The organism is Chitinibacter sp. GC72, assembly GCF_009760905.1.
Lineage (GTDB): Bacteria > Pseudomonadota > Gammaproteobacteria > Burkholderiales > Chitinibacteraceae > Chitinibacter.
On sequence record NZ_VIRW01000007.1, the window covers coordinates 63,091 to 79,145 of the forward strand.

At 55.3% G+C, this 16,055-nt stretch carries 17 protein-coding genes; 9 read left to right on the forward strand and 8 right to left on the reverse strand.

Annotation, left to right across the window (positions count from 1 at the left end; all coding sequences use genetic code 11):
• Positions 1-7: 7 nt before the first annotated feature.
• Positions 8-1,990: a hypothetical protein gene (locus FLS37_RS08310; protein WP_157669425.1), complete on the forward strand. Its 1,983-nt coding sequence runs from the start codon at positions 8-10 to the stop codon at positions 1,988-1,990.
• Between the two features lie 141 nt (positions 1,991-2,131).
• On the opposite strand, the gene FLS37_RS08315 is transcribed toward FLS37_RS08310, so the two are convergent.
• Positions 2,132-3,505, reverse strand: coding sequence for an ATP-binding protein (locus tag FLS37_RS08315; protein WP_157669426.1), 1,374 nt, complete (start codon positions 3,503-3,505; stop codon positions 2,132-2,134).
• A complete protein-coding gene (locus tag FLS37_RS08320; protein WP_157669427.1) occupies positions 3,502-4,158 on the reverse strand; it encodes a response regulator in 657 nt (218 codons plus the stop codon). The genes FLS37_RS08315 and FLS37_RS08320 overlap by 4 nt, the downstream gene beginning before the upstream one ends.
• A 131-nt stretch (positions 4,159-4,289) precedes the next feature.
• Here FLS37_RS08320 and FLS37_RS08325 point away from each other — a divergent pair, with 131 nt between their 5' ends.
• Positions 4,290-4,472 (forward strand): hypothetical protein, encoded by a 183-nt coding sequence (locus FLS37_RS08325; RefSeq protein ID WP_157669428.1) that lies wholly within the window; start codon positions 4,290-4,292, stop codon positions 4,470-4,472.
• On the forward strand, positions 4,465-5,295 hold the full coding sequence (locus FLS37_RS08330; RefSeq protein WP_157669429.1) for a MipA/OmpV family protein: 831 nt from the start codon (positions 4,465-4,467) through the stop codon (positions 5,293-5,295). Before FLS37_RS08325 ends, FLS37_RS08330 begins: the two co-directional genes overlap by 8 nt.
• A gap of 164 nt (positions 5,296-5,459) precedes the next feature.
• On the opposite strand, the gene FLS37_RS08335 is transcribed toward FLS37_RS08330, so the two are convergent.
• Both FLS37_RS08335 and FLS37_RS08340 read right to left on the reverse strand, forming a co-directional pair.
• Positions 5,460-6,719, reverse strand: coding sequence for an acyltransferase (locus FLS37_RS08335; RefSeq protein WP_157669430.1), 1,260 nt, complete (start codon positions 6,717-6,719; stop codon positions 5,460-5,462).
• The gene (locus FLS37_RS08340; protein WP_157669431.1) at positions 6,716-7,471 is read right to left on the reverse strand and encodes a carbohydrate binding domain-containing protein; all 756 of its coding nucleotides are present in this window, start codon (positions 7,469-7,471) and stop codon (positions 6,716-6,718) included. Before FLS37_RS08340 ends, FLS37_RS08335 begins: the two co-directional genes overlap by 4 nt.
• A 209-nt stretch (positions 7,472-7,680) precedes the next feature.
• On the opposite strand from FLS37_RS08340, the gene FLS37_RS08345 reads away from it, so the two are divergent.
• From FLS37_RS08345 to FLS37_RS08360, 4 genes are all read left to right on the forward strand, one after another.
• On the forward strand, positions 7,681-7,944 hold the full coding sequence (locus FLS37_RS08345) for a YkgJ family cysteine cluster protein (RefSeq protein WP_157669432.1): 264 nt from the start codon (positions 7,681-7,683) through the stop codon (positions 7,942-7,944).
• Positions 7,945-7,980: 36 nt separating this feature from the next.
• The gene (locus FLS37_RS08350; RefSeq protein WP_157669433.1) at positions 7,981-9,966 is read left to right on the forward strand and encodes a site-specific recombinase; all 1,986 of its coding nucleotides are present in this window, start codon (positions 7,981-7,983) and stop codon (positions 9,964-9,966) included.
• Entirely contained in the window at positions 9,959-10,552 is a 594-nt protein-coding gene (locus tag FLS37_RS08355) for a 2OG-Fe(II) oxygenase (protein WP_157669434.1), read from the forward strand. Before FLS37_RS08350 ends, FLS37_RS08355 begins: the two co-directional genes overlap by 8 nt.
• Before the next feature lie 238 nt (positions 10,553-10,790).
• Positions 10,791-11,387 (forward strand): SMI1/KNR4 family protein, encoded by a 597-nt coding sequence (locus FLS37_RS08360; RefSeq protein ID WP_157669435.1) that lies wholly within the window; start codon positions 10,791-10,793, stop codon positions 11,385-11,387.
• 244 nt (positions 11,388-11,631) lie between these two features.
• Here the strand turns inward: FLS37_RS08360 and FLS37_RS08365 are convergent, their stop codons facing one another.
• From FLS37_RS08365 to FLS37_RS08380, 4 genes are all read right to left on the reverse strand, one after another.
• Entirely contained in the window at positions 11,632-12,117 is a 486-nt protein-coding gene (locus FLS37_RS08365) for a nitroreductase family protein (protein WP_157669436.1), read from the reverse strand.
• Positions 12,118-12,203: 86 nt separating this feature from the next.
• A complete protein-coding gene (gene tnpA / locus FLS37_RS08370) occupies positions 12,204-12,635 on the reverse strand; it encodes an IS200/IS605 family transposase (RefSeq protein WP_157669437.1) in 432 nt (143 codons plus the stop codon).
• Positions 12,636-12,735: 100 nt separating this feature from the next.
• Entirely contained in the window at positions 12,736-12,882 is a 147-nt protein-coding gene (locus FLS37_RS08375; protein ID WP_157669438.1) for a nitroreductase family protein, read from the reverse strand.
• A 3-nt stretch (positions 12,883-12,885) separates the two neighbouring features.
• Positions 12,886-13,764, reverse strand: a complete 879-nt coding sequence (locus tag FLS37_RS08380) for an EamA family transporter (RefSeq protein WP_157669439.1) — start codon at positions 13,762-13,764, stop codon at positions 12,886-12,888.
• Positions 13,765-13,841: 77 nt separating this feature from the next.
• On the opposite strand from FLS37_RS08380, the gene FLS37_RS08385 reads away from it, so the two are divergent.
• Positions 13,842-14,369 (forward strand): MarR family winged helix-turn-helix transcriptional regulator, encoded by a 528-nt coding sequence (locus tag FLS37_RS08385; RefSeq protein ID WP_157669440.1) that lies wholly within the window; start codon positions 13,842-13,844, stop codon positions 14,367-14,369.
• Positions 14,370-14,622: 253 nt separating this feature from the next.
• Positions 14,623-15,999 carry a diguanylate cyclase domain-containing protein gene (locus tag FLS37_RS08390; RefSeq protein WP_198314544.1) on the forward strand — a complete coding sequence of 459 codons (1,377 nt, stop codon included), beginning with the start codon at positions 14,623-14,625 and terminating at the stop codon, positions 15,997-15,999.
• Positions 16,000-16,055 lie beyond the last annotated feature (56 nt).

Sequence of the window (16,055 nt, forward strand, 5' to 3'; positions counted from 1 at the left end):
AAAAACCATGTTTTTCGCACTGATCTACTTTATCGCCCACCTGATCGCCTGGGGCTATGCCGCGCAAAAGCTGTTTGCTACGCATCCACAGTGGATACGCTTGGGCGCAGGTGGCGTATTAGGCGCCACCGCGCTGATGTGGGCGCCGGTGCCGTTTGCATTCTTTGTGCAATTTAGTCCGCTGAGCCACGGGCTCGGTCTGGCGCTATCGTGCGCCTTGGCCGGAGCAATTTATGCCAAAGCCCGCCCGCTCGCGGCCAGCCCGATTAACTACGGCGCGATGCAAAAAACGCTACTGTGGCTGGGCCTGCCGATCTTTGCTGTCATGGCCTATCTGCTGCACACCCATCTGATTTTGCCAACGGCCAATGGCTATGACGTTGGCCAATCAACGTTTGGCGATTTGCAAATGCATATGGGCATGGTGACTTCCTTGGCGCGCCAGCAGATTTTCCCGCCCGAATACAGCATCTTGCCCGGCCAACGCCTGAGCTATCCGTTTCTAGTTAATCTGGTGTCGTCATCGCTGTATCAGATGGGTTTCTCGCTGCGCTGGTCGCTGCTGCTACCGTCGCTATTGATGTGTGCGATGATTGTGTTCAGCTTTATCTTGCTCGCGTTTGAGGTCAGCAAAGACAAGCGCGCGACGCAGCTCGCAACGCTGCTGTTTTTCTTTAATGGTGGCCTGGGCTTTATTTATTTCTTTGGCTGGCACGAATACACCTTCGCGCAAATTCTGACCGAATTTTACAAAACGCCGACCAATTACAACGAGATGAATATCCGCTGGTCGAACGTTATCGCCGATATGATCATCCCGCAGCGCACGACAATGGCGGGCTGGTCTGTCGCGCTGTTCGCGCTGTGGGCGCTACTGCGTTTCACTCGCAGTGAAGGGCGCGATAAACGCGGCTGGGGTATGCTCGCCGGGGTCTTGGTGGGATTACTCCCGATGATCCATACCCATTCATTTATGGCCATCGGCCTGATTTCGCTCGGCTGGTTGGGTGTTGATCTGGTGCTACGTCGTAAAGCTATCGTGCAGGTGATTATCGACTGGTGCTGGTATGGATTGCCGGCGATTGGCCTTGGCATCGGTCAATTAATGTTCTGGACTTTCCAGCAGGCCACGGCAGGGGACGGTTTTGTCCATTTTCATCTGAACTGGGTCAACAAACTCGAGATTGACCCGTATTTGTGGTTCTACCTCAAAAACATGGGTGTCGTGTATGTGGGCTGGTTGATGGGCTTGGCGCTGCTCGCGCGTAGCGCATGGCGCGAGAAATTCGCCATCGCGGCTGATGGAGCAGAAGGCTCGCTACTCGATAAACATCTGGCATTGTTGCAGCTTGGCCCGCTGGTGATTTACATCGTTGCCGAGCTGATTATTTTCCAGCCCAATTTATATGACAACAACAAGCTGTTTTATATCTGGTATGCGTTTGCCACCATCACCGCTGCCTGCGTGATTATCGCGGCTTTCCGCTACTGGCTGGCGCGTGGCCGCTATATTTTGGCTGCTAATTTGGTGGTATTTAGCATCGTCATTGGCTGCATTTCGGGCGGGCTGACTTTGGCGCGCGAATGGGTTTCAACGTACACCGCGTACAACCCCGCGCATGTTGCTGCGGCGCAGTTTATTGATAACAACACGCCGGTGGATGCGATGTTTGTCACTGCCGACAACCACAACAACACCGTCGCCGCGCTCACCGGCCGCAATATTGTCGTCGGCACGGATACCTATTTGTTCTTCCACGGCCTGGATACCAAGCAGCGCCACGACGACGTGCGCAAAATCTACGAGAGCCCGTCCGAGCGCGCGGCTCTGATCGCCAAGTACAAGGTGGATTATATTTTCATCAGCGATTTCGAGCGTAGCAACTATCCGGCCTTTGCCAGCCTGTTTGGCCTGTATCCGGTGATTTTTGATAACGGGCAGGTGCAGGTGCTGGCGGTGTCTCAGCATGCGCAAAATTACCAGCGCTAGCCCAATATTGCGCACAGTAACTACGTCCAAATTGGTCCAAGCCACAGCCAGAAATCTTGAAAATCAACAAGGGTATATCCAGCAATAGCAATCTGGAATTGATCTTGATGGATATACCTAATGATAGTAAACCTTGTCATATCAGACCTGATACGGCAGTGTCACCGTGAAGCAGCAGCCCTGCCCGCCCAGCCCGCTGCCCAAACTGATGTGGCCATTCAAGCGGGCTACGGCTTGCGCGACGATCGCCAGCCCCAGCCCGGTACCTGCCACATCGTGCCCCGCGCCGCGATAAAAGCGCTCAAAGATCCGCTCCCGATCCGCCTCTGCAATGCCCGGGCCATTGTCGGCCACCGATAGAATCAGGCAGGTGTTGGCCACTTGCAACTGCACCTCGATCTGATCACCTTCGTTGACATACAAAATGGCGTTATTCAGCAGATTTTGCGCGATAGTTTGCAGCGCATTGCTGTCCGTGCGGCATGGCAGCGTATCGGGCGCATTCAGTGATAACTCGATCTGCCGCGCCATGGCGGCGGGGACAAGGTGTGCCAGCTCCCGCTGCAACAAGGCCGCAACATCAATCAGCTCATCCGGCTTGAGGCGATCGTTATCGATATGCGACATATCGAGCAGCTGCGCGATCAGATGCGAGGCGCGATGAATGGCCTGCTCCAGATTTTTCTCGGCGGTTTTTCGCTCGGCGGGCGTGGCCGCCAGTGTCAGTACATGCGCTTGCGCTGAAATAACTGCCATGGGCGTGCGCAACTCATGGGCGGCATCCTGTACAAAAGCGTGTTCCCGCTCGATTTTGCCGCGCAATTGATCAAGCAGGTGATCCAGCGCAGCAGTCAGTGGCTTTAATTCGGCATAGGGGCTGGCAAAGTTAAGCGGCGACAGATCATCGCGGTGTTTGGCGGCGATGGTGCCGGACAAAACGCGCAATGGGCGCAAGCCACGGGCAACGACCAGCCAGATGGTCAGGATCATAATCGGTAAGGCAATCAGCATTTCAATGCTCATACTGACGACCACCATTTTGAAAAACCAGAATGAATTCAGGCTGGGCACCGCCCACATCAATTCCCAGCGCGGGGTCTTGGCGTGAAAAACACGGTAAGTCTCGCCATTACGCCGGATATCGTACAGCGTCGCGTTCCCCTGCGGCAGAGCGCGCCCCTGGGCCTCTGGCGACAGATACAGCAAGCGCCCCTGCGCATTGCTGAGCTGAAATAACATCACTCGGGGTATCTGCAGCTCGCGATAGTTTAAGTTGTACAAATCGGAATGAGTGGCCATCACCATCTTGGCCTCGGTATCGGTTTGCGCTTTCTCCAGCACCTGCACCATCATTTTGCCCTGGGTGAGCAGCATGCGATCACGCTCGGCTGGATTGGTCTCGGACCAATAGCCATACAGGGCGAGCACCACCCAGATCAGCGCAAAAGCGAGCAAAATCGCCAGCACTACGCGGCGAATCAGGCTGGGGCCAAAGTAGTCGAGATAGCGGTTCATTTCACCAACATATAGCCAACACCGCGCACGGTGCGAATTTTTTGCGCGCCGATTTTCCGGCGCAAATTCGATAGATGCACTTCCAGCGCACCAAAATCAATCGCGTCCCCCAAGGGCTCCAGACGCTGCGCCAATGCACTTTTCGGCACCACAATCCCGGGCTCTCTGGCCAGCTCAAGCAGGAGATGAAATTCGCGCGGCGACAAATCCAGCGGCACGCCCGCCAGACTTACCTGATAGCGTCGTGGCTCAATGTGCAGCTCGCCAATGATCCAGACATCGCTGGCCTGCTGGGCATAACGGCGCAAAACGGCGCGCATGCGAGCAATCAACTCCTCGGTGGCAAACGGTTTGATAATGAAATCATCCGCCCCGCCATCCAGCCCCGCCAGCCTATCATCCAGCGCCGAACGCGCGGTAATCACAATAATCGGCGTGGCAATACCCGCCCGCCGCCAGCGCCGGAGCAAATCAAAGCCCAGCCCGTCGGGCAGCGTCAGATCAAGCAGCACACAATCAAAAGCCATGTCCTGTGCGACATGCGGCGCATCGGCAATGCTTCGCCGCCATTCGCTACTGATGTCTTCGGCCTTGAGCGCCTGCTGCAGTGCGAACCCGAGATCGAGGTCGTCTTCAATGATGAGGATATGCATGCCGTCACTTTACCCGAACAACCTTAAGCTTAGCCAAAGCTTGCCCCTGCCATAGTGCTGGACATGATCAATCACGTCGAATCAGGCCCTAACAGTCAAGCTTGAATTCGGCTTTTTAGCGGGAGCTCATCATGTGGGGTTTTGGCCACTGTCCAATCGATCTGGATCGCATCATCGCCGCGCAAACATCAGCCGCAGCAAAACGCCCGGCAATAGAACGCAGTAGCGAGGCACAGCAACAAACCCCGCAGCCTGATTCAGCTCCGTACCCAGCAGAAATTATCACCACCAAGGAAGTCCAACATCATGCTTAAACCATTGATTTTATCTGTATGTATTCTGAGCCCGATCAGTTTTGCCAGCGAGCTCACGCTGGGCTCGGGCACCGAGCAAGGTCTGTTGCGCCTGCAAAGCCTGTGGGCCGAGGCCAGCGAGGGCGACAACTGGCAGCTCGCTGCCGGGCTGGGCATGGCTTATGCGCCCGAAGTTCTAGGTGGCAAGAAGTACAAAGCCAGCCCATTGGTCAGCCTGGATGTCGCGCATCGCTCGGGCTTTTTTATCAGTAGCAGCAATGGCATAGGCTGGAGCTACACCGACAATCCGGCCTGGCAAGCCGCCGTTTTTCTGGGTGCAAGCGCCTCGCGCGATGAAAAAGACCAGCTCACCGACAAAATCACCTTCAAAGGTATGGGCAAGATTGATTCTGCGCTGCAGGCTGGTGCGTCGATCAATTACAACCTGGGAGATATCGAGCTTTCCAGCGTGATCACAACCGGCTTATCGGACAAAAATCGCGGCGTGCAGCTGACGCTGGGTGCCGATTACACCGCATACGCCAGCGAACAATTTGCCCTGACGCTCAACAGCTCGCTCACAGCCAGCAATGGCAAATATCAGCAGCGCTGGTATGGCGTAACAGCCCAACAAGCCAAAAACAGCCGCTTTAAAGCGTATCAGGCGGGCAGCGGCCTGACTTTGGCCAGCGTGGGCATCACGGGCATTGTGCCGATCAGCAAGGAATTACGGCTGGTCAGCAATCTGACATACAACCAGCTACTGGGCGATGCCGCCGATAGCCCATTGGTAAAATCAAAAGGCAGCGGCGCATTTTCCACGCACCTGCAATACACCTGGTAAACGGCAGCTCAAAAGCGCGGAGGCGCTTGCGAGCAACTCAAAGTCAGAAAGGCCGCGATTGCGGCCTTTTTAACACCAGAATGGCGTATTTACTTGCAAAGACTCCAACAGCCAAGGATTACAAATCCCCTACAAGATTTACGCCCCTCACCCAGATACAACCACTATGTATTGCCTTTTAGCTCAACACCAGATTGATCCTCAGCCATATACCCCGCCATCTTTGCTTTTAATCTAGCCCAGCTGCCTTTCACACCGTATTGCAGCAATGGCCGCTCGAAACAATAGGTAATCAGGCTGGCGACGATGATGGAGGCGATGAAAGCGATGAAAAACATCGTCCAGCGCCAGGTGGGATCGTCGGTGGGCGTAGGCGTGGCGGCGGTCCACCAGCCGTGCTCTTTGATGACGCGGGCGATGACTTGGTGCCAGATGTACAGGTTGTACGATATCAGCGACAAAAAGGTCAGCGCGCGATTGGCGAGGATGGTGCGGAAAATTGCGTGCGCGTAGGTCGCTGCCACCGTTAGTGCGATCAGCACAAAGCAGAAAAACAAGCGGTGTTGCGATTGCCAGATCGGGTAGGAATCGGGCTCAAAGCGGATTTGATACAGATCGTTAAACAGCAGCAGCATCGTTAGCAGCGCGAGCGCAACGATCACGCCCATGCCTGACTTTACTGCGCTGATAGCACTCTGACCTTGTTCTCGCACCCAAACCAGCAAATACGCGGTCAGCATGCCGCCAGCAAATAGGTCGAGAAAACCCGGTAGCTGATTATTCAGATTGGTAAATTCACCGATCGGTAAAGTACGTGTCCAGTGGCGATAGATCAGCGCCACGGCGCACATCAGCGTAAACACCAACCACGGCTTGCGGCGAAAACCCCACGCGAGCAGCGGGAAGATCAGGTAAAACTGCACCTCAACGCCCAGCGACCAGAACACGCCATTAATACTGCCGTGCGTGTCGGGAAACAGATTATGCACAAAGCCCAAGTGCATCAGGATGTCGGTCCAGTAGCCGCGTTGGCTGCTGGTGGGGTACATCTCGGGCAGCAGCACCAGCAACAGCAGCATCGCCAGCCAGTACGAAGGCAAAATTTTGATTGCGCGTCGGTAAGTGTAGTGGGCAATGCTCGGCAAACTGCCCTTGCCCTGCATCACTTTGGCGTGCGGATAGGCCAGACAAAATGCGCTTAAAAAGAAAAACAATTCAACGCCCAGCGCGCCAGCATACTGAATCATTTCAAAATTGATCGTCCCGCCCGTGAATGGCACAGGAATCACCCACCACGTGATTTGCCAATAGTGAAACAGCACGACCAGCAAAATCGCCAAGCCGCGCAGTCCGTCGACAATGGCAATATGCTGCGCAGCGCTCGTCGGTGCGTGCGGGTTTTCTAAGGTTGGCGCGCTCATCATGCTGCATCCTTGGCGACGACGCCCTTTTCCACAACATTGCGGCGCATCAGCAGCATAGCCAGCCCCATGCCGATCACCGACAGCACCAGCGTCGATCCCACCAGCATCAGCCACGGCGCGGCTTTGCCTTGCGCGGCGGGGCTCAGCGCTGCGGTGACGTTCTCAGTCTTGGCTTGCGAGCGCGGCATCTCGAGCACTTTGGCGCCAGCGGGAATCTCGGCTACTTTTTCTAAGCTCACCGCGTCAAACCACGCCTCGCCCTGATTTTCATTGCCAAAATGACCAAGGCCGAGCAAGAGCTGGAGTTCCTGCGCATCGTTCGATTTGATATACACCTGACGCAGCTGCCAGTCGGCATCGGTACGCACTGTTTCGCTCACATCGTACACGCCCTCAACGCCGATCACGGCGGCGAGTTTGTCAGCATTCGCGCCACGCGCTTTGACTTTGGCCTGAAATAAATACGTCTGATTGGGCTCAACGGCGATGGTTTTATTCACTCGCACATGATTGGGCTTGCTGCTGCTTAAATGCAGCACTTGCTTGCCATCGGCAGCGCTGGCCGCTGCCAGCGTGGCGCTGGAAACATTCGGCTGCCAGGTCATTAATGACCAGCCTTCGGGCAGATTGGCACCCGCCCCCTGCTCAAAAGATTCATTGAGCAATAGCGCTTGCGCGCTGGTTTCTGCTGCATGCACAGCACCCAGCAGCAGGCTTAAGCTGGCACCCAGCATCAGTTTACGGAACATCATTGGCAACTCCATCCATTAGGCTCTATTGGCCTTTGTTATTGTCTTACCGCGCTGATTGCGCTTAGGGCATCAATGTACCAAAGCGGCGCTCGCAAAGCATCATCCATCGCCATCTTGATGCTGACGGGTATCACTGCCGGGTGCGACAGCGGTCGTGCAACAACGGGCAGGGCGGCAGGGTTCGCACCGGTATCGGGTATACTTGCCCAATGCAATGTCGATCACACTGCGGTGCCTGCTGCACCGCCCCATCCATCTCCAGCCCCATTCCGGGCATGCCCAAAGGCAAGCCCGCAGGTGTTCCGTGCGTACAGCTTGATGATGATTTGCGCTGCAAGATTTTCCTCGACCCGGCTCGTCCAGCGGTATGTGCAGGTTTGCAGCCCCATATTGAAATGTGCGGCGATAGTCAGCACTATGCGATTCATTGGCTGACCGATTTGGAGAACCAGACCCGGCCGCATCAGTCATAAGGCGGGATAGTCTTGAAGCTAGAAAAAGGATTAGGCATGGAACAACTGCTGCGCGAGATGCAAAACAGCAAGACCGATCAGGATTCACTGGGCAAACTCACTGCGCTGGTTAATGCACTGCGCCCGACCAGGGCGGATGATCAGGTGACGGCGGTGAATAATATTCGCGCGCTGTGTTATCTGCTGGAACAAAATCCCGAGTACCGGGCTTCTTTGCGTCGCGAGTTTTTTTCGCTGCTCGACAATACCCGGCAAGTGAATCTGTATACCGAGACGGGCATCTTGCTCAACGAGAGCATGATGACGGCGGTGAAGCGCCGCATTGGTGCCAAGCTGTTGCCGCCCACCATCAATGAAGAACATTTCAGCGATTTACTGGGGGTAATCTTCCACAAGCCAAGTGATTACTTGTGGCTAGACGCACTCCCCCAGGAGGTATGGTATGAAGTCGGCCAGGCTCTGCATATGCACGAGCTGCAGGAGAACGAAATTCCGCCGCATATCCGCCTGCAGCAGCTAGAAGCCATTCAGGTTTTGTCGTGCCGGATTTCGGCCATTGGCCTGGAGCCGGAAATCATCCGTAATCACCCGGATGTCGAGCGTTTCGAGTCGCCCTTTGTGCGCCTGAATGCCGAAGTGCTCAATTACATCGAACAATACCGCCACGATCTCACCGCACGCCGCCCACCCGACGAAGACCACAGCCATTTGCTGGTGTTGCTGGAGCAGTGCGAAGCGATCATGGGCAAGGTGTGGAAATACGCGTCCAAAAACGGCGCATCGGTCAGCCTGACTTATCATTTATTGCGCTTGAAGCAGCATATCGACCGCATGAAGCTCCTCTTTGAGCTGGTCGACCCCAAAGGCGAGCAGGCCGATGCGCTGATTCGCCTGTTCAAGGCGCTGGTCAAGGCGGAAAACCGCAAAAACAGCGTGCGCGATGTATTTAGCGAAAACACCGAGCTGCTGGCGCTGCAGATTACCGAGCATGCCAGCCATACCGGCGAGCACTACACCAGCGAATCGCGCCGCGAATGGCTGGATATGTTCCGCTCGGCGGCGGGCGCGGGCGTGGTGGTCGGCTTTATGGCGCTGATTAAAATCCTGATCAGCAAGGCGCATCTGCCGCTGCTGCTCGAAGCGTTTGCTTTCAGCCTGAATTACGCCATCGGCTTTATGCTGATTCACATTATGCATTGCACCATTGCCACCAAGCAGCCCGCCATGACCGCAGCCCGCATCGCCGCGGCTCTACCCGCACCGGGCAGCAAGGAGGGCTATGGCACGCTGGTCGAGCTGATCGTCAAAGTGGTACGCACGCAGTTTATTGCCATTCTGGGCAATGTGTTGCTGGCCATGCCGGTGGCGCTGGCGATTGCTTGGCTGTGGTGGGATAGCCTGGGCAGCCATGTGGTCGGTCCCGAAAAAGCTGCGCATCTAATGCATGATCTGATGCCGATTTCCGGCATGGGCGTGCCGCATGCCGCGATTGCCGGTGTCTGCCTGTTTATGGCCGGGCTGATTTCGGGCTACTACGATAACAAGGCGCTGTATAACAAGATTCCGCAGCGCATTGCCGCCCTGCCACTGCTGCGCAAAACCATCGGCGATTTTCGCAGCCAGCGGCTGGCGCAGTATATCGAGCACAATCTGGGCGCACTGGCGGGGAATTTCTATTTCGGCTTTATGCTCGGCTGCATTGGCACGGTAGGAATTTTGCTAGGACTACCGATTGATATTCGCCACATTACTTTCTCGGCGGCTAATTTCTCCTTTGTGCTGGCAGCCAATGATTTTTACCTGCCGATGTGGAGTGTGATCTGGGGCTTGCTCGGCGTGGCGCTGATCGGTACCACCAATCTAGTCACCAGCTTTGTACTGGCGCTGTGGGTGGCGCTGCGCTCGCGCAAACGCCGCCTGGGCGAATTGCAACCCGTGCTCGGCCTGCTGTGGAAACGGTTCTGGCAGCGGCCGGTAGATTTTTTTATTGCGCCCAAACAGGTAGACAAAGTCAATGAGTGAAGCGGTATACACCTCGATCTGCGATGCGCTGGCCGAACAGGGCTGGATCATTGTGCCCGATTTTCTTGATGCCCAAACGGTGAGCGAGCTGCATCAGCTGGCGCAGCAAAGGCGTGAAGCTTTTCACCGCGCTGGTGTTGGCCGCGAGACAGCGCATCAGGTACGCAATGATATTCGCGGCGATTCGGTGCTGTGGATTGAAGATCACGATGCAGCCATGCAGCAAGCCAATGCACGCATGGCCCAATTGCAGCAGCACCTCAATCGCGAGCTGTTTCTGGGGCTGGCCGAGCTGGAATGGCATTTTGCCCACTATCCGGTGGGCGCATTTTACCAGCGGCATCTGGATCAGCACCGCGCGCAGGACACACGCGTGGTGACCGTGGTGCAATACCTCAATCCGGATTGGCACACCGACGATGGCGGCCAGCTGCGGCTGTACCTGAATGACGGCGAGCAGCTGGATGTCACTCCCTACGGCGGTACGCTGGCGGTGTTTATGTCGGATCGATTCGAGCACGAAGTGCTACCAGCCCGGCGTGATCGCTACTCCCTCACCGGCTGGTATCGCCGCCGCGCAGTTTGAAACCCAAGCGGCACATGGCTTCACCCAGCTAGTTTCTCGTCTTATGACACAAGCTGTATGAAGTCTTCGCTTTGCAGAATTGACATCATGCAAAGAAACTTTCGTTCAATTACTTTAAAAATTTGCCCGCAAAAACTCCACACAGCAGCAATGGATTAGAATTAATCACCAGTCAAAGATGACAAAAAATGTCAACAAAAGTTAAACTACCTGCTTCAAACCTTTCAATTCAAGCCTAATGAAAATCCTATTCCCCAACCCATACGGCTACGAGCTACCGTCAAGCGATCGTGTTGCTGCAATCCAGGAAAAATATCAATTTTCAAATGATTATTCGGCCTTCTTACGCCAGCAAAATGGTTTTGTGATTTCCAGCCTTGAGGAGGCTGCAGATAGTCCAGAATATATGGCTGATTCACCGGAAGAAGAAGATGGCAAGCCAGATTTTAGAGTGCTCTATGGCCTTGATTCAGCTGACAAATATTACGACCTGGAAGAGCAGCAACACGCTTTTATTTTCAAAGATTTATTCTTCCCCATCGGGGTTGATTATGGCGGCAATGATTTTGTTGAAATATTGCATGGCAAATTCAAAGGCTACATTGCCAGCCTAGATCATGATCTATATGCCTCTTGCGATTCGCAGGAAGAATTCATTCAAGAATTTGAGTTAGACAATTTTGCAGCACTCTCTCCTAGCGAAAAAGCCGATTTGCTAGCCGACGAAGAGATTGGATTAGCATGGCTTCTGGCACCATCAATGAGCGAATTCACCGCAAAGAGCATCCACTGCAATGAAAATTTTTCTGGGTATGTCGTTGATCTCGTCTCCTGACAGTACAGCAGCCTAAGCCATCTGGTGTGTAGAGCCACCTCAATAGAGCATGGGTATTGCCGCTCAAGCCAAACACAGGTTGGCATACAAAGCAATACCCATTGCACTTTCAATATTTCTATAATACCCCTGTCCGAGGTGTCCGAAGGAGCTGCGGCGCCGCGCCAGATAGTCTCGACGATCAGATTCGCGCCAGCCACCCGTGGGTGGCTGAATATATTTCAGGCATTACTCCAACCAATCCTCAAACCACAGTCAGCACCTGCTGTAATGGCTTTCTGGGCTTTTGCGCCCAGTTGCTGGCCAGCGGGCGGCCTACGGTGACCAGCATGACCGGGATCAGCTCGTCGCCCAGGGCAAATGCCTCAATCAGCGCGTCGTGATCAAAGCCTGTCATCGGGCAGCTGCCCAGCCCCATGCCTTCGGCGGCCAGCATCAGTGTCATTGCGGCCAAGGAGGCCGAACGGATGGCCTCGTCGCGCTGCGCTTGCGGCTGCTCGTGCTGGGTGGCGCTGGCCATCGCCACCCAGCTATCGGCCAGTGCCGCCGGCATAGCGCCCTGCTGCACCGAGCCCGCCAGCACGCTGGCTAGCGCCTGATACCCATTGCGCACCCCGCACACAATAAATGTCACCGCTGCGTCGGCCACTTTTTGCTGGCCAAAACTCAGTTGCTGCAAGCGCAACTTGTGCGGCTGGCTGCGCACGGCGATAAATTGCCAGTTTTGCAAGTTAAATGACCCCCAGCAAAGCTGGGGGCTTATTAGAGGAACGCCTCGAAGGCGTCAACAAACCAAGTGCCGCCCAAGGCGGCGAGTCACAACCCCAGCTTCATCTGGTCGTAACGCTCATCTTCCTTTTCTTGATTTCGGATATAGGCTCTGACCATTGCTTCATCCAAACCCACCGTCGAAACAAAATAGCCGCGCGCCCAAAAAACTTCACCGGTGAAGTTTTTCGTCCTACCACCAAATTGCTGCGCTATCGTGATTGCGCTTTTTCCTTTGATAAAACCCACCACATTCGACAAAGCATACTTCGGCGGCACGCTGATACACATATGCACGTGATCGGGCATGATATGCCCTTCTACAATCTGGCAACCTTTTTGCTGTGCCAGCTCATGGAAAATAACCCCAAGATTACGGCGCAATGCGCCGAATAATCGCTTCTTTCTCGCCTTGGGGATAAACACCACGTGATATTTACAATCCCAACGCGTATGGCTCAGACTTTGATACTCTTTCATTTGAAACTCCTTCTCTTGGTCGAGATCGGAGCTTCACAATGACCGTTGTATAGGTCAAACCTTGGTGAGTCCCCCGGCAAAGCCGGGGGTTTACCTCAGATTAATTAAACGCGCTGGGCGAGCGTGTAGCCAGATCGACCAGCATTTCAATCTGCTGATCGTCCAGCTGGCACTGCGGGTCAAAATGATTGATCGAACGGCGCGCCTCGATCAGTTGATGGATAGGATGCGGGATGAAATATGACATGGTTTATTTCTCCTGAAAGGATGAAGGAACAGGCCGAGCAAACCACTGCACCGCCATGACACTGGCAAAAACAATCAGCAAACCGGCGAGTGACAGCGGGCTCATTGCCTCGCCCAGCAGCCACCAGCCCAGCAGCACTGCCGACAGCGGACTAAGCAGGCCCAGAGCAGACACCGCCACTGCCGATAGCGAGCGCATGCCGCGAAACCACAGCACATAGGCAATCAACGCGCCAAAAATGCACAGGTAGGCATAAGCCAGCAGCTGGCTGGGCCTTAAGGCTGGCAGTGGCGCATCCAGCCACAGCATGGCCGGCAGGAGCAGCACCCCGCCCAGTAAGAGCTGCCAACCCGTGAGCGCCAGCACCGGCAGAGGCAAAGCCCAGTGCCGGGTTAGGTAGGTACCCGTCGCCATACACGCCGCTCCTGCCAGTGCCGCCAGTACACCGGAAATGCTCCAGCTGCTATCGGGTGCCAGTAGCAAAGCGGCCATGCCCAGCACGCCCATCAGGCAGGCGCACACCAGCCAGAGCGAAGGTTTAATTTTTTCCAGCATCCAGATCAGCGCCAGAATCAGCAAAGGCTGAATCGCGCCGATTACCGCCGCCAAACCACCGGGCAGCTGATAAGCCGCAATAAACAGCAGCGATTGAAACAGGCTGATATTGAGCAGCGACAGCAGCAATACCTTGCCCCACTGACCCGCAGCTGGAGGCTGCCATTGCAGCGCCAGCAAAATCAGCCCGGCGGGCAACACACGGATTAGCGCCGCCGTAAACGGCCGATCGGGCGGCAAGAGCTGGGAAGTCACGATATAGCTGGAACCCCAGATCAGCGGAGCCAGTGCAGTGAGCAGTAAATGAGGTTTCAACAAAGCGCGCATGATTTTGTCTCGTATTCAAGATATAATCACTCTACGGGCAATTTATCTCGGATGCAAGATATATTGGGGAAATAAAAATGAAAGAAGCACCACAGACAGCAGCAACAGGGCCAGCCGACTTTGTCGATGGTGTCCTAGCGCAATGGCAACAGGAAAAACCAGCACTCGACACCCGCGCCATGGGCACGGCAGGCCGGCTCAAGCGCAGTGCGGCCTTGATGCAGCGACAAATGGATCAGCTCTTTGCGCAATACGATTTAAGCAGCTGGGAGTTTGATGTACTGGCCACGCTTCGCCGTGCTGGTGCGCCATATTGCCTGGCGCCCACCGCGCTGTTTTCGGCACTGATGCTGGCCTCGGGCACGATGACCCGGCAATTGCAGCAGCTGGAAAACCGGGGCCTGGTCTGCCGCATAGCCAACCCGCAAGACGCCCGCAGCCTGCTGGTGCAGCTGAGCGAGAACGGCCTGACGCTGATTGATGAAGCCATCGAAGCGCACACCCGCAATCTGCAGCACATCCTGTCGCCACTATCAGACGCGCAGCGCACAGTACTCGATCAAGGCCTGTCTGCCCTGCTGCCGATGCTGGAGCAGGCATCGTAGATGCGCCAGGGAATTTCCTTGGTCCGGCCCCAATTGATGTGCGTCTGCCACGACATTGCGCAACTTAAGTTTTGCAGCCAATGGGCGGCAAGGAGACAATCTGGTCAAAATCGAACCTAGCAGATACGCAGACTTGACTTAAGATGAATCCTGCAATTGCCTCAAGCCATGGACTCATCACGACTGTGGCTCGACTCACTACTCTGTATCCAACATTGAAAGCCGGTGGCGGTTTATTTCTGGAAGACGTTTCATGAAGATGGAAGTCAAACATTACTCGCTGCTGGCCAGCATACTGAACCAGCTGCTGGATGCCATTTGCGTGGTTGATGAGCATGGTCGCGTTATTTATGTCAGCGCGGGTTGCGAGCGGGTATTTGGCTATACGCAGGCCGAAATGATCGGGCGCGAAATGATCAGCCTGGTTGCCCCCGAAGACCGTGAACGCACGCTGGCCGAAGCCATTAACGTCATGTCCGGACGACCATGGGTCGGTTTTGAAAACCGCTATATCCATAAAAACGGCCATCTGGTGGACATCATGTGGTCGGCGATGTGGTCAGAGACCGAGCGCGTGCGCATTGCGGTGGCCAGGGATGTCACCGTCCGCAAACGTGCCCAGTCCATGCAAGCGGCAATGTATGCAATTGCTCAGCTGGTCATCGAAGCCGACGATCTGCCAGCCCTGTATCGACAAACCCATCAGATCATTGGCCAGCTGCTGCCTGCTACGGCTTTCACAGTTGCCATCAGGCCCAGTCAGGACGCAAAACTGGTTTTTCCCTACCCGCCTGCGCTGGCCAATCAGCACGCAGCGGCGATGGGGCTGTCGCTCATGTTCGACCAGATTCTCGCCTCTGGTGAGCCCTTGCTGCTGAATGATGCTGCGCAATTGTCCTGCGCAAGCCCGCATGCTGATGGCCGCAGGTTGAGCAGCTGGCTGGGCGTTCCTTTAAATGCCGGACGGGGACCGTTTGGCGTGCTGGCCTTGGGCAGCTATGAAGGCAGCGTGAGCTACGAGGCCCCGGATCTTGAGTTATTGCAATTTGTTTCCGGCCAGATTGCTTCCGCCATCGAGTACAAAACCCTGCAGGAACAGCTCAAGCGAATGGCCTTGTACGATGAGCTGACCCAGCTTCCCAACCGCGTGCTGCTGGCCGAACGCATAGGCAATGCCATCGCCCGTGCTGAGCGCGAGCACCACCCTTTTTCCTTGCTGTTTCTGGATCTGAATGGCTTTAAAGCCATCAATGATTGCTTCGGGCATGCGGCCGGAGACGGCCTATTGCAAGAAGTAGCCCGGCGGCTGTGCGCCGGTGTCCGCCAGATGGATATGGTCGCACGCCTGAGTGGCGATGAATTTGTGGTTTTGCTGGACAACGCGAATGGCACGATCGCGCAGGCGGTCGCCGATAAGCTGGTCACGCAGATCAACGCGCCCGCGCAAGTCGGCAGTCACACAATCCGCGTAGCTGCCAGCGTAGGACTTAGCTGCTACCCGGCTGATGGCCTAACTGAACAGCAATTGCTAAGCTGTGCTGACCTGCGAATGTATACAGCCAAGCGCCTTATGAAACAGACTAGCGCAGACGAGGCGCTCGAAGCGCAGCGGTTTTCCCAGCACAACTAAGACTTGGCAGAATGCACAGTGAAATCATCGGTTTGAAAGAGTAGAATAGTTTTTAT

What these genes read in the sequence shown, in the direction of transcription:
- FLS37_RS08310 (WP_157669425.1), top strand. Translation starts at nt 8, where the DNA reads ATGTTTTTCGCACTGATCTACTTTATCGCCCACCTGATCGCCTGGGGC.
- FLS37_RS08315 (WP_157669426.1), bottom strand. Translation starts at nt 3,505, where the DNA reads ATGAACCGCTATCTCGACTACTTTGGCCCCAGCCTGATTCGCCGCGTA.
- FLS37_RS08320 (WP_157669427.1), bottom strand. Translation starts at nt 4,158, where the DNA reads ATGCATATCCTCATCATTGAAGACGACCTCGATCTCGGGTTCGCACTG.
- FLS37_RS08325 (WP_157669428.1), top strand. Translation starts at nt 4,290, where the DNA reads ATGTGGGGTTTTGGCCACTGTCCAATCGATCTGGATCGCATCATCGCC.
- FLS37_RS08330 (WP_157669429.1), top strand. Translation starts at nt 4,465, where the DNA reads ATGCTTAAACCATTGATTTTATCTGTATGTATTCTGAGCCCGATCAGT.
- FLS37_RS08335 (WP_157669430.1), bottom strand. Translation starts at nt 6,719, where the DNA reads ATGATGAGCGCGCCAACCTTAGAAAACCCGCACGCACCGACGAGCGCT.
- FLS37_RS08340 (WP_157669431.1), bottom strand. Translation starts at nt 7,471, where the DNA reads ATGATGTTCCGTAAACTGATGCTGGGTGCCAGCTTAAGCCTGCTGCTG.
- FLS37_RS08345 (WP_157669432.1), top strand. Translation starts at nt 7,681, where the DNA reads ATGCAATGTCGATCACACTGCGGTGCCTGCTGCACCGCCCCATCCATC.
- FLS37_RS08350 (WP_157669433.1), top strand. Translation starts at nt 7,981, where the DNA reads ATGGAACAACTGCTGCGCGAGATGCAAAACAGCAAGACCGATCAGGAT.
- FLS37_RS08355 (WP_157669434.1), top strand. Translation starts at nt 9,959, where the DNA reads ATGAGTGAAGCGGTATACACCTCGATCTGCGATGCGCTGGCCGAACAG.
- FLS37_RS08360 (WP_157669435.1), top strand. Translation starts at nt 10,791, where the DNA reads ATGAAAATCCTATTCCCCAACCCATACGGCTACGAGCTACCGTCAAGC.
- tnpA (WP_157669437.1), bottom strand. Translation starts at nt 12,635, where the DNA reads ATGAAAGAGTATCAAAGTCTGAGCCATACGCGTTGGGATTGTAAATAT.
- FLS37_RS08375 (WP_157669438.1), bottom strand. Translation starts at nt 12,882, where the DNA reads ATGTCATATTTCATCCCGCATCCTATCCATCAACTGATCGAGGCGCGC.
- FLS37_RS08380 (WP_157669439.1), bottom strand. Translation starts at nt 13,764, where the DNA reads ATGCGCGCTTTGTTGAAACCTCATTTACTGCTCACTGCACTGGCTCCG.
- FLS37_RS08385 (WP_157669440.1), top strand. Translation starts at nt 13,842, where the DNA reads ATGAAAGAAGCACCACAGACAGCAGCAACAGGGCCAGCCGACTTTGTC.
- FLS37_RS08390 (WP_198314544.1), top strand. Translation starts at nt 14,623, where the DNA reads ATGAAGATGGAAGTCAAACATTACTCGCTGCTGGCCAGCATACTGAAC.